This window comes from Photobacterium lutimaris (genome assembly GCF_003025555.1).
Classification (GTDB): domain Bacteria; phylum Pseudomonadota; class Gammaproteobacteria; order Enterobacterales; family Vibrionaceae; genus Photobacterium; species Photobacterium lutimaris.
The window spans coordinates 486,587-499,113 of sequence record NZ_PYMH01000002.1; the positions used below are offsets into that span (position 1 = coordinate 486,587).

The 12,527-nt window shown below is 46.6% G+C and carries 9 protein-coding genes; all 9 read right to left on the reverse strand.

All coding sequences use genetic code 11. The features are described from left to right. Positions 1-57: 57 nt before the first annotated feature. From C9I99_RS07780 to C9I99_RS07820, 9 genes are read right to left on the reverse strand one after another with little or no spacing between them, the layout of a single operon-like run. Positions 58-1,017: a hypothetical protein gene (locus tag C9I99_RS07780; RefSeq protein ID WP_107348281.1), complete on the reverse strand. Its 960-nt coding sequence runs from the start codon at positions 1,015-1,017 to the stop codon at positions 58-60. Beyond that, positions 1,014-2,396 carry a DUF3131 domain-containing protein gene (locus C9I99_RS07785; protein ID WP_107348282.1) on the reverse strand — a complete coding sequence of 461 codons (1,383 nt, stop codon included), beginning with the start codon at positions 2,394-2,396 and terminating at the stop codon, positions 1,014-1,016. The genes C9I99_RS07780 and C9I99_RS07785 overlap by 4 nt, the downstream gene beginning before the upstream one ends. Before the next feature lie 20 nt (positions 2,397-2,416). Continuing rightward, complete coding sequence (locus tag C9I99_RS07790; protein ID WP_107348283.1) at positions 2,417-3,820, reverse strand: DUF3131 domain-containing protein; 1,404 nt, start codon at positions 3,818-3,820, stop codon at positions 2,417-2,419. Between the two features lie 26 nt (positions 3,821-3,846). Further along, a complete protein-coding gene (locus tag C9I99_RS07795) occupies positions 3,847-5,169 on the reverse strand; it encodes a DUF3131 domain-containing protein (protein WP_107348284.1) in 1,323 nt (440 codons plus the stop codon). After that, the gene (locus tag C9I99_RS07800) at positions 5,159-7,024 is read right to left on the reverse strand and encodes a glycosyltransferase family 2 protein (RefSeq protein WP_107348285.1); all 1,866 of its coding nucleotides are present in this window, start codon (positions 7,022-7,024) and stop codon (positions 5,159-5,161) included. The genes C9I99_RS07795 and C9I99_RS07800 overlap by 11 nt, the downstream gene beginning before the upstream one ends. 15 nt (positions 7,025-7,039) lie before the next feature. Further along, positions 7,040-8,707, reverse strand: a complete 1,668-nt coding sequence (locus tag C9I99_RS07805) for a glycoside hydrolase family 9 protein (RefSeq protein WP_243734353.1) — start codon at positions 8,705-8,707, stop codon at positions 7,040-7,042. 3 nt (positions 8,708-8,710) lie between these two features. Continuing rightward, on the reverse strand, positions 8,711-10,858 hold the full coding sequence (locus C9I99_RS07810; RefSeq protein ID WP_107348287.1) for a glycoside hydrolase family 2 protein: 2,148 nt from the start codon (positions 10,856-10,858) through the stop codon (positions 8,711-8,713). 19 nt (positions 10,859-10,877) lie between these two features. Further along, on the reverse strand, positions 10,878-11,327 hold the full coding sequence (locus tag C9I99_RS07815) for an ATP-binding protein (protein WP_107348288.1): 450 nt from the start codon (positions 11,325-11,327) through the stop codon (positions 10,878-10,880). A gap of 18 nt (positions 11,328-11,345) precedes the next feature. Continuing rightward, the gene (locus C9I99_RS07820; RefSeq protein ID WP_107348289.1) at positions 11,346-12,527 is read right to left on the reverse strand and encodes a nucleotidyltransferase family protein; all 1,182 of its coding nucleotides are present in this window, start codon (positions 12,525-12,527) and stop codon (positions 11,346-11,348) included.

A 12,527-nucleotide genomic window follows, 5' to 3' on the forward strand; every position in this document is an offset into this window, starting at 1 on the left:
CTTTTACGCAACCAATTGCAATCCTATATGGGAGGGGAAAGGCCGCCCTGTATTTAATTACTGAGAGACAGGGGCAAAACTTCTCCGCTGCAAGGGGGCAACAATGTGTTTTTCTGGTTGTTCGAAGTGTCCAGAGGGTATAGTAATCGGCTCTACTTCAGCATCTAACTGCTTATTTATTATCTGCTTGTCCGGCATGGCCATTAACTTTAATTCTTGCTCCTTATACTCTATTTCCTCGAAAGGCGTAACGATTACCTTACCTGAAATATCAACAGGAACTGACTCCGATAACGGTTGAATCTTTTGGGGGATCGGAGGCGTATTCTTAGTCGGCGCCAAGGCTTGCTCTCCTGTCGGCAAGATATGCTGCTCTCTACTGTAAGAGGTGTTCAACCCACTTAACTTCTTTCCTCCCTGCGGGGGAAGATAAGCTGGGATCGCTTTAGGTTGAATGTCAACCGGCTGGTAATAAGCCGCCCTCTCTTGGCTGTCCGCCAACCCCAACTTAGGGCTTTCAAAGCTGAATAGTGATAACGTCTCATCCCAACTTTGTAGCACTGCCAACTCACTTGCCCACTCGCTATCAATACTTGCAGCTAAATCAACAACCTGTAACTGCGTAGACAGCAAGGTGTTGGCATGTTCGTAGCGTCGATGCAATTTTTTCTTCATCTGCTGCCAGTTGGTGCCTCCCGTCATCAAATACCGGGTGCTATCAGCCCAATACTGATAAGCCACTGCCTCATTGGCCTTATCTGCAGAAATGGCGGCCAGTGCTGCAGATAGCCCTGCATATTGCCACATTGTCTTTCGCCCAAGTTTGGCTTCTGAGCTCAAAAACACAATAGTTAGCCGGTGCCAATGTTGTGATGCTTGCAGGTAACGCCCCGAATTAACCAAGTGACTCGCTTTGGAGTAATAATGTAATTCTACATCAACCGCAGAAGCATTAACCGGTATTGGCAATAAAACAAACACACACACCGCAATGGCAAACCGACATACTCGACTCATCTGAATGTCTCCACCAGGCATTTTTGTGGGTGGTAAAAACGAGAGTCAAACTGGACATCACGGTATTCACGGGCTTTGGTTGGCTGATACAACTTACCATTGGCTTTGTAGAGCAAGGCTTCGAGCACACCAGCGTTAGTTTGCAGTGAAATGCTCTTTTCATAACGACTGGTTAATTCATACCGCCCTTCATACCAGCCACGTTCGGGATCATAAAGCTCACGCACGAGTGTCAACAGGCGCTCGGTATAGTCGGTCTTCCACAGTGCCCACATTTGAAATGCAACCCGGGTAGACACCAGTGCTTTTTCGTCATGATCACTGCCATCTTCCGCCACTGTGATCCACGGCGTACCCAGCGCATAGATAGCATCGTAGACAAAATAAGGTTCACCGGTGACGACGTGTTCTCCTCGTGCGGTATAGATACGATCAACCGCCCAGCGCGACTCCTGAAGACGGTAAACCGAATCTGCCATCGCAGCCAAAATCGCATTGCTGTGTTCAGCGTCGGAAGAGTGTCTATCATCAATATCATCCCAGTTAAACTCCATCCCCAGTAATAGGTATGGTGTACTATAGACAGGACGCAGAACATCGTAATCACGCGGATCACGACCATCAAACAACAAGTCGATACCGTTTATCGTGACCACATCATACGGTTCAAGCAACATGGCTTTTTCCGGTACGATATGCCAGTCGAGGTAACCATAAGCGGTGTATTCTTCGACGCCTAAGCGCCCTTCTTTATACCGGTGGACATTGCCATTGTTGATTGCCGCCCCATACAGCTCGCCCTCTTCAGTCACTAATTCACAGAAGTTCCAGCGCAGCACCGCTTTATCGACATACTCAGAAAACTCAGGGTGGCGCTGCTTGACCATCGCCAAGGCAATCAACAGCCGACCGATATCAATCGAGGACCAGCCGAGTTCACCCGGCTGGTTGGCATAATCAACCATCATTCTGGTGTGAGTGCTATAGACCTTATTCGGCACACCCGTCAGCCCCAGCGGCATTTCATTGAGAAACGAGAGCACTAACGTCAATCGCTCATCGTGTTCCTTGCTGGTGATAAATTCAAACTCACGTGCGGCTATCAAAGCAATAAGGTAGTCAGCCAAATTCGAAAGATTGGTGGTTGGGTAGTTATCTAATGCGTTCACCAACCCTGTGGTTAAATTGGTATTATTTTCAATATACCTCCATGCAATCTGCGCCCACTCCATTTCCTGCTCGGTTAACGAACCATAACGTCCTTGACGCAATAATTGCGACTCGTTAACCGAAGCCATCCCGCTCTGCACCCCTTGATATACCACTCCACAAGACGTTAAACAGAACAAGCTGACGGCAATCACCGTATTTTTCAACATCAAATCCCTTTCTACGGCAGTTAGAGCTTACTATTAAAAGCCCCTTTGCGAGGTAGGCACTGGCCCTCATAGCCAAATGGTGACTCAAGTGCTTTTTCCCACAGGCTGGGGGCAACATTGTCTTGATACTTGAGCAGTTTACCCTCTTGCTTGTACAGAAGGATCTCAAGAGTGATACCGTTATTATTCGACGTGAAGGTATTAATTAAGCCAGTACCATTCTCGAAGATACCTTCATAGAAGCCTTTTTCTCGGTCATATACATGAGCGATATGATCAAACAGCAAATCGGTATACTCGGTGTCCCACAGCACCCACATCCCCATTGCACCTTTTATTGCAACCGCGGAATACTGAGGCAGATATTCACCCGCTTCCGAAATGGTATTCCAGGCAAAACCATCGGTATAGATGGTGTCGTAGACGAAGTAAGGAGGCCCCGCGAGCTGGTGCTCAGTACGGGCTGTGATAATACCGGTTTGCTTATAGCGCTCTTCTTGCACGCGGTAAATCTGCAGAGCAAACTCGGCAATCCAATCATTAGAATAGTTATAGTCATGGCCGGAGCGGTCTTCGACCAAATCCCAGCCTAACTCGATACCATCCAACACATAACTCTCTGTTACCACATAACTGTGTGCTTTCAGCTTACGGGGATCACGGGTATCGTAAGGGACATCATAGCCATAGAGATTAATTGTGCTGTAGGGTTCAGCCATCGAAGCCTGTGTAGTGTCAAAGCCCCATAGCTGGAAGCCTTTGGCCGCATACTCCTCGTAACCTAAGCGCCCTTCCTGCAAATACTGCACAGGCTTGTCTTTCTCCAGCAATGCGCCGAACATGGTGCCGTTTTTATCAACAACATTACAGAAGTTCCAGCGTAAAACAGCCGAATCGACGCTGGTCGCATATTCTGGGTATCGGTGCTTAATGATATGTAGCCAGATCAATAAACGACCAAGATCCAGTGCCGAATAGCCTATCTCACCAGGTTGGTTTCCGTAATCTACCTTAGCCGCTGATTGGGTATTATAGGCCTTATTGGGCAACTCATTCATGAACAAGTCTAGTGTATTCAATGTGGTCAAAATCCGAATAAGGCGGCGGTTAAATTCCTCTTTTTCAATAATTCCTAATTCATAGGCACTGACCATCCCCGCCATATAGGACGCAGCATCCCACCATGTTACTGAGGGGTAGTTGTTTACCGCATTGACTAAGCCCGTTGACTCCTGATAGTTATTTTCAAAATACTTCCAGGCAATTCGGGCCATATCCATTTCTTGTTCTGTCAACACGCCCTGACGCGCCTTAGGAACACTCCAGTGGCTTTTCCTGTCAACGACATCTTCAGAAAAACTATTATATTTGTTACCGCAACCGGTAGCCAAAACCCCTAAAAGGCAAACAATGACATAACGCATTCGATACTCCCTATCAAAGTTGCGGTTTACTTCAAGCCTACGCTCAGCAAGGCCCCATTTTCAATATATGCAAGAGACTCCAGAACAATCCCGTTGGTATTGGCCGTAATGGCTTTGTTCACTCGGCCATCATTTTCATAACGGCCTGAATACCAGCCTTTTTCTTCTGAGAATAGCGATTTTGCATCTGCAATCAGCAAATCGGTATATGCCGTATCATACAAGGCATACCAGCCAAACGCGGCTTTAGTCGACAGTGTTTTAAGGTGAGACGCATCGTCGCCTTGGTCAGTGATTGCATTCCATTCTTTACCGTCAGAGAAGACCGTGTTGTAAACAAAATACGGGGCTTCATCGACGTTATCTTCACTGACGGCGGTCAATATGCCGGTACGGTGGTAACGGTTTTCTTGTGCTTTATAGACGCGGTGAGCAAAGATTTTTGACACACTGTCGGCGCCAAACTCCAAACTATCGAGGATATAAGATTCACTGACGACATAGTTGTGGGCATGGAATTTGGCTGGGTCTCGCAAGTCAGTCGGAATATCTACACCATCGATATTTCGCATCTCAAGATAGTCGATATATTTCATGGCATTGAAAACATCACGCCCCATTAGCGACATCGCTTTCGAGGCATACTCTTCATAACCGATACGGCCTTCCTGAACCAGTTCCATCTCGGCTCCCCCTTCTTTGCGAGGACGCGAACCGTACAGGTAACCATCTTTGATCATCACCCCCACGGCCCAGTGGTTTAGGACCGCGTTCACATGGGTGTTAAATTCAGGGTACTGCCAAACCAAAATATTCAGTGGTACCAGGATTCGGCCAATATCAATCGCCGACCAACCGATACCATTCTCTTTCGGGTTATTTTGATAATCCACCATTTGCACGGTTTGAGTGTTGTAGGCCTTGTTCGGCAGCTTGCCGTCAATGAGCGGAAGACGCGCAAGGGTATGCAACACTTTTTCCATACGCAGTTCAAAAGTACTCTGGCTGATGATATTGAGCTTCTCCGCTGCCAGTAGCCCCATCAGGTAAGAGGCGGTATCCCACATCGTTGTCGACGGATAACCATCAACCGAGTTCACCAAACCGGTATTTTCCTGATAGTTATTCTCGAAATAGGCCCACGCCGTATTGGCCCAAACAAACTCCTCCTCGGAAAGAACACGGTTTTGTCGCACCGGGATCTCTTCGGTTGCTTCGAACGTAATGTTGCCTAAAATATGCCCGTAGTCTCGAGTCTCAATATTAAACGCAACAATCAGTGCCGTTAACAGCCCACATAAAAAGACGATATGATGTCGCGCATTGACGACTGCTTGCTTAAATTCCATATTCTAATTCCTCAGATTCCTGTTCCTGCTTTTTATCTGCTGGTGGTGGCGTCCAATAAGCGGCAGCAATCATCCCCCACATCGCCATCATATTGTTAATGGTCCAAAAACTATTGAATACCAGTCCGCCGATAGAATAGCTGCCAAACATGCCGGTGAAATAACTGAACCAAGCAAAGCACATACTGAATAAACTCAGGCCAAAAACGAGTTTTTGCGGAATAACTAAGTGACCAAAAAAACCATCCTGCCTTTCTTTGGGGGTTGCCGGGAAACTGATCTTGCGACCACGAAGTACTGTCCATAGCGCCCGCATATTGACCGGGAAGAAGGAGAGGAAATTGGTTTTCCCCTTATAGCCAGCTACCCCCCAAGTACCGACCATCATGGCCAGCTCAGCGGTTAATACGAAAGGAATGAAATGTAAGTAGAAAGTCACATCATAGGCACTGACTGGCGCAATACTGGTCAAGAAATAAATGATCGGACAGGTGAGGAAAATAATATTCCAGATAGCCGACAAATTTGACCAGAAACTGGCACCGTACATCATCTTCTGTTTCAGGTTCATTCCCTTTTTAAACAGAGGATTATCATTCAAGAAGATATCAATTGAACCACCGGAATACTTAAAACGTTGTACCGTCCAGGTCTGGAGATCCTGCGGTGACAGCATCTTGCTCTCTACCTCTGGGTGCTGCACCGAACGCCAGTTCCTTTCAGTATCTGAGTGCAGGACAATAGAGGTATAAATATCTTCTGATACATGGAATTTATAGGGCGTAAATTCGGTATCAAAGATAATTTCTTGACGAAGGTTATCAGAAACATCTTTATCAACCGCTTTCTCTTTGGTGATCTTCCTGATCTGCTTTTCTATTTCCTTGTGCTCTTTGCTTATCTGCTCACTGTAACTCCGCAGCGCCGCTTCCATGACAGCCTCACGGCGGTGGATCGAACCGGCTCCGCAACAGAAAGAGGCATTCACCCAATTACGACGACGCTGAATAACGTCGTAGAACATTTGCGGATCATTGACATAAGGGTCTTCACCTATTTTCACCGGCCCGTAGAATTTCTCAAACCCACGGCCAAACGGAGCCGCCCAGTTACCGAGTTTACGCTGCAGCCAATTCGGTAAGCGCTCCCCTTCAGGCAAGTCAAAGAACCATTGTGGTGTCTGAACCCAAGCAACGTCAGGATCGCGGAAGTACCCCATAGTATGCTCAAGGATGGTTGGAAATGGCCGGGTATCAGCATCACAGATAACAATAAAATCGCCATAAGTCTGCTCTAGGGCATTACGCAGGTTACCGGCTTTAAAGCCGATATTCGTTTCCCGAGTAATATACTCAACACCCATTTCTTCAGCCAGCGCCTTCATTGCCGGACGCTTGCCATCATCGAGTATAAATATCTTAATCTCGATATCATGGGGATAGCGGATCGTCTGCGCATCTTCAATACTCAGTCTGACCAAGTCAGGGTCTTCGTCATAGCTTGGAAAGAAGACATCAATACTGATCGGCCTGGTTTCATTCCCCTCTGGACTGTCTTTTGCGACACATTCATTTATCGTATGCGGTGGCGTCTTTTTCGGCTCGTCCTTGGTTTTCCATAAATTGAAGGTAAATAACACCGAGCCAATAAAAGCACAGGACTCAGCGAAGACCAGCGGAAAGGAAAACCACATTGCGTCATAGTTCAACGCATAGGTCCACCTCCACCATAAATACCAAATACCCAACGTGAGATTACAGGTAGCAAGGTACTGATAGAGCAGTTCTCTCGACATACTGTAAGGCACCGGTTGCGGTGGCTTACGGTGTTCGAATTCCTTGAAATAAAAATCCATGAGCTCTCACTCCGGTTAATAATGATTAAAGTAAGCGTGATGCACGGCAATCAAACCAATCAGACTGGCGTTGTAGTCAATGGCGAACTCGTTCACTGCATACGACTTCTCACTATCTACGTAACTCAGCATCCCCATATTTTTCGGTGCAACGCCGGATTGCGCCATTTCATTAGGCCCGCCGACGAGATAACCCGGCAAACTGACCCCTGTCGCGATTCGGTACAAGTGGTGAAGATTACGTACCGAGTAAGTACCGCTATTGGTGACAAAACTCATATCAAACGCATTCGCCCCTAATAGGTAATCCATTTGAGATTGAACAGATGAGCGATTGTCTATCCGGCCTTTGGCAAAATCAGCCCAAGCAATTAATATCCCTGCTTCGGCTGTCATTTTATTTGAGCCCCAGATAAAACGCTGATTGGCTACCCTAAACGGCGACTGCTGAGATTGCTGGCGATAGCGCGAAGCCACTTGATCCAAGTCGTTGACCAATTGCTCTCTGAGTTCTCCTTTTTCTTCTGCGAGAAGAAGATGCCATACCCCCATCGATGTTGGGTTTTTCCATTCAAAAATGTCTATCCATTGCGGGTCGTAGCTTTCTTGAAAAGCGCGTTTGAATTTATCCTGACCTGTCGTGATATAAAGTTCAGCGTACGCCCACAGCCGATCATCAACATCGGTATCCAATGATGGTTCGGTATCGAATTTGTTGGCGATATACGGGCCAGAGCCACTGTCATCTCCAACCTGCCAATCAATATATTGTTCTTCTTGGATTGCCAGATAATTGACCGCATGAATCGCAGCACTTAAGTATTGGCGAGACAAATTGGTATCGTAGGGTTTGATGACTCTTGCCGCAAAAGCCATGGTAGCAGCGAACTTGGCGGTTTCAGGTGTACTCACGCCATAGATAAAACGCGGTTGGTTGTCTTGCCACGGGCCAACTTTAGCGGGCCAACTCGCGCCAGAGACTTTGCGGTATACTGCCCCGTCTTCGCGTTGCATTTTAAGCAGCCAATTCAACGCATACATTGATTCATCGATAATGGCGGGCTTGTCGCTACCCGGACGCTTGGTTGCCGCATACAACTGAGGGGCTTGGCGGTATGCTTCTAGTAATCTCGCGACGGTTATTGTTGTTGTGGCAACATATTTACCGAAATCACCAGCGTCATACCATCCACCAACCACGTCCAATTGAGTACCTGTTTTATGGAAGGCATCCGTACGGAATATTTGACCATCTTGCATATGGCTTTGGGGACGGTTCATCCCCGTCATACGGTCTTTCACCGCCATACCAGAACGTTGAAGATAAAGTGCATGAACCAAGCGTTCATTCAAAGGCTCATAAACATCCGCTTCAATGGGAAACGGGACTGACTGACCCCCCTTCGTTACCAACTGATACCAACCGGGTGCAGTAACTCGGCTGAAATCAATCGCAGCAATCTGTCGCTCATCGGGCAGCGAAACAGAATCAGCACGTTCAAGCTTGGCAATTACCCTGCCATCAGCCACAGAGACTAACTGGACATCGGAAGCGACCTCCGACATAACATAGGCAAATTTATCCCCGCTTGGCAGGTAGCCCATTTGGTTGACCATGATATTGCCAGCTTGGGCTGAGAACGCCGCTGTTGCAATCATGATATAGCTGAGCCTCTTTATCATTCTCTACCCTTCCAAATCCTTGGCAACATAGTGATTAGTGCTCACCGTCTTACCCTTATTGTCCTTTATTTCAAGGGTTAGGTATGATGCCAGCCCATCAAATGACTGTTGTTTCACAACCTGCAGTGTCGAGTTGGCAGCTACCGACAAACCACTAAACGCCCAGCTTTTGTGGTTGTAGCTGTTTGTCACCACCAAGGTTGCCCCCGTATAATCACTCAATGAATCATTGATGATAGTCACAGTCAGTAAAGAGCGCTCCGAGAGTAAGTCTGCCTGGGCCACCGCCAACAAAGGCTGATAAGATTCCTTCAATGCCAAATAGCCTGGCTTGGGTGCCCTATCAACATCCAACACTGACCAAGTGATAGAGGGCCAGCTATCGACAAACATAAACTGATAGATAGCCGCGACGCCTGCGCCTTTTCTCAACCTTAGGTTTTCAGCGGCTAACTTAGTTACTAGCCGTTGATATTCTTGAGAGTTATGCCAAAAGCCCGACATGTTTTTACCCTGTTGAATATGGGCAATATTCAACGTTTCATGATGCTGGTAATTGTGATAGCTAAGAGTGCTTAACACATCCTCACTCGGGGGCCATCCCATCCGCCCCTGCAGGATCTCTTCCATCAAAGCCCAGCTCGGCATCGCCTGTGCGCCGAACTCGCTAACAATCATTGACGGCCGGTAGGTGCGGTAATCTTTGTATGTTCCCGAATACCAGCCCAACCACGGGTGCTCGTGGGTGTAAGAGGCTTTGCGCACCACCCTGCCATCCCCCGCGCTGGTAAGTGCTTGATAAACGCGCTCAGTTAAGAATTTGTTTTGATTCGGCTGGTATGAAGGGTATTTATACTGCATCCATGTTGCGTCCCAGGGCGGCTCATTATGCCCCGACCAGAATGCTATTGACGGGTGGTTATACAATAAGTCGGTCATCGCTTTGGCTTGGCGAGCCGCTTCCAACGCAAATCTCGGTGAATCGATGTAGCCCCACTGCAAAGGAAAATCTTGCCAGATAACCAAACCTGCTTTATCGGCTAAATCATAAAACGCTTTGCCGGCAACGTGAGCATGTACCCGAACACTGTTGATATTGGCTTCTTTCATCAGGTTCAGGTCTTGCTGGTATTGCTCAGCAGTTACTTCACCAAGCCATTGGCTAGCAATGTAATTGGTTCCCCTGACAAAGTAGGGCTGTCCATTTACCAGAAACTGTTTATTCTCGCTATCAAGTCCCATCTCCCTAAAGCCAACAGGCACTGTTTTCTGATCAGTCAGCTTTCCATCAATAAAAACGGAAACCGAAAGGTCATAGAGGTTGGGTTTACCCCAGTCCCAAGGCCACCACAACGCTCGGGTTGCTTGAGGTAAAGCGAGTTCAACGGTCGTTTGGCCTGGCTGTATTTGTTCTTCAATAACGTAATGCTCAGAGTCAACGCCTTGATGCTGTAATACCATCTCTATAGTCGCCGACACCTCTCGGGCGGAATCTACATCAAGCTGAATACCTGCTGATGTAAGACTCTTTTCAATACTGTTCACTTGGGGACGCACTTTTACTGCCCGTAACGCAATTGGGCCTGTTTGCCTAATGGTTACATCTCCCCATATCCCCCCTGAATTCCAATCTTGACCTTTATCAGACCAGGCCCCTCCAGGGCGGGTATCATGGTGATTCAATACGCCTTTTATCAGTGTTTTATGCAATGACCAGTCGGCGGTTTGGTGCTCATTGGGGCTATTTACCCACACATTCAAAGCATTTGTGCCAGCCTGAAGATGGCCGGTAAGTTCGATCTGATGGGGGATAAAATACCCAACATTACGAGAAATATATTGATTATTAACCGTCACGGCAGATTCATAGTCGACACCCTCTAACTCAAGCCAAACCCGGCCCGAATCAAACAGACGCTCAACATTGAATTGCCGGTGATAATTCGCAGCTCCAGCATAATTGATGCCAGACATTTTCCAATGCCCCGGCACAGTGACACTATATTGCCCAGCCCAATTGTCATTTTCATCAATTATCTCGAGGCGCCAATTTCCGTTCAATGATTCTATATTAACAATCCAATCATTATTCTCTGAAAAAAAAGCACACGAAGATAATGAGAATAATGCCAATAGTAATATTATTCTCATATTGTCCTTATTAACGTTTTTATTTTGCGCGTTTTAAAATTTTAAACGTATTTTTATTACCGTTTTGAATATATTCAAGATCATCCGTTAGCTGCACAACGATAATGAACCCCCGCCCCGATGTCATCCACGTTTCAGGATCTTCAGGGTCAGGCTCCATAAACTCACCATTAACCGCTCGGTTGAATTCCTCTTTGGTCATCGACTTTCCATAATCTGACACTTCAAAGACCAATTCATTATCCGAGTTAAAAAAGCATGAGCATTCTATCGGCAATTTATCCGAATATTGATATGCATGCTCATAAGCATTATTAACCACTTCTACAAGACATAGCTCAACTTGATCTATGACCTCTTGTGACACTTGATTACTCCGTAAGTATTGCTGCATATCATCAGCAATATCCCGGGAGACATCTGGAGAACTGCTGTATTGCTTACTAAACTGCTCAGTGACTAAATCCATCAGGTAAGCCCCACTTAACTAGTTAAGAATCTGTTCCTCGCCATCAGGTGCAGAGGGTACATACGTCGAAATACCACCTATCGCGCCCATCATAGGCTGCACATGACGTCGGTCATTGAGCATATTTACAGCGTTTAGCTCACTTAGAGATTGCGTGTATCCGTCATGGCTGATGAAGTAGTCACCAAACACTGTTTTCTCTTCAACAAAGGCTGCCGAAGCGACATGGATATATTCACTCACCAAACTCTGTTTGATAATTGCGCCTGATTCCACTTTGCTATTTGCACCAATAACAACTGGACCTTCAATCGTTACTCCGGGTTGAATTTCACATCCGCTGCTAATAATAATCGGAGGTGTAATATTGCAGCTATCAAAATCAAAGACCGTATTAATACCGACCCATACACCCGGCTTGACTTGTGTACCCGGTATTGGATACCCCGGAACCTTACCTTTCATGATGTCACTGGTTACTGTCCATATATCACTGATATTACCGACATCCAGCCACTGAAATGCCATACTGGTTGCAAAGAAATTCACCTTGTTTTCGACCAATTTAGGAAACAGTTCACTACCAATATCGTACTCCTGCTCTGCAGGAATAAAATCAAAAATAGCGGGTTCAAAAATATAGATACCCGTATTAATCTGTGTCGATAGCGCGTCTTCTACTGACGGTTTTTCTTGAAAGCTCGTCACCTTTCCGTAATTATCGGTAACAACCACACCGTACTTTGGCACCTCCTCCACATCGACATCGCGCGTCACGATGGTCGCGATACCGCCATTTTGTTTATGCCGCCGGACCGCTTCGGTCAGATCCAGATCTATCCATGCGTCCCCGCACACAACGACGAAGGTTTCATCAAAAAAGCCAGAAAAGTCCTGAATTTTCCTCATCCCACCAGCCGAGCCCAGCGCCTTACTGACAAAATTGCCATCTACAATTTCACCTTCATAAGAAAATGAAAGTTGAACATTAAAATGATGTCCATCACCAAAGTAATTCTCGATCACTTCAGCTAAATGACTGGTATTGACAACAATTTTGTCTATACCGTGGACAGCAAAAAGCTGGATCATAGACTCCATGACCGGCTTACCCAATATGGGGATCATCGGCTTAGGGATTATCTGGGTAATCGGCCTAACGCGTGTTCCTTTCCCTGCAGCGAGGATCATTCCTTTCAT

Coding starts and splice junctions, on each gene's coding strand:
- C9I99_RS07820 (WP_107348289.1), bottom strand. CDS start 12,527: ATGAAAGGAATGATCCTCGCTGCAGGGAAAGGAACACGCGTTAGGCCG.
- C9I99_RS07785 (WP_107348282.1), bottom strand. CDS start 2,396: ATGTTGAAAAATACGGTGATTGCCGTCAGCTTGTTCTGTTTAACGTCT.
- C9I99_RS07800 (WP_107348285.1), bottom strand. CDS start 7,024: ATGGATTTTTATTTCAAGGAATTCGAACACCGTAAGCCACCGCAACCG.
- C9I99_RS07815 (WP_107348288.1), bottom strand. CDS start 11,327: ATGGATTTAGTCACTGAGCAGTTTAGTAAGCAATACAGCAGTTCTCCA.
- C9I99_RS07810 (WP_107348287.1), bottom strand. CDS start 10,858: ATGAGAATAATATTACTATTGGCATTATTCTCATTATCTTCGTGTGCT.
- C9I99_RS07790 (WP_107348283.1), bottom strand. CDS start 3,820: ATGCGTTATGTCATTGTTTGCCTTTTAGGGGTTTTGGCTACCGGTTGC.
- C9I99_RS07780 (WP_107348281.1), bottom strand. CDS start 1,017: ATGAGTCGAGTATGTCGGTTTGCCATTGCGGTGTGTGTGTTTGTTTTA.
- C9I99_RS07795 (WP_107348284.1), bottom strand. CDS start 5,169: ATGGAATTTAAGCAAGCAGTCGTCAATGCGCGACATCATATCGTCTTT.
- C9I99_RS07805 (WP_243734353.1), bottom strand. CDS start 8,707: ATGATAAAGAGGCTCAGCTATATCATGATTGCAACAGCGGCGTTCTCA.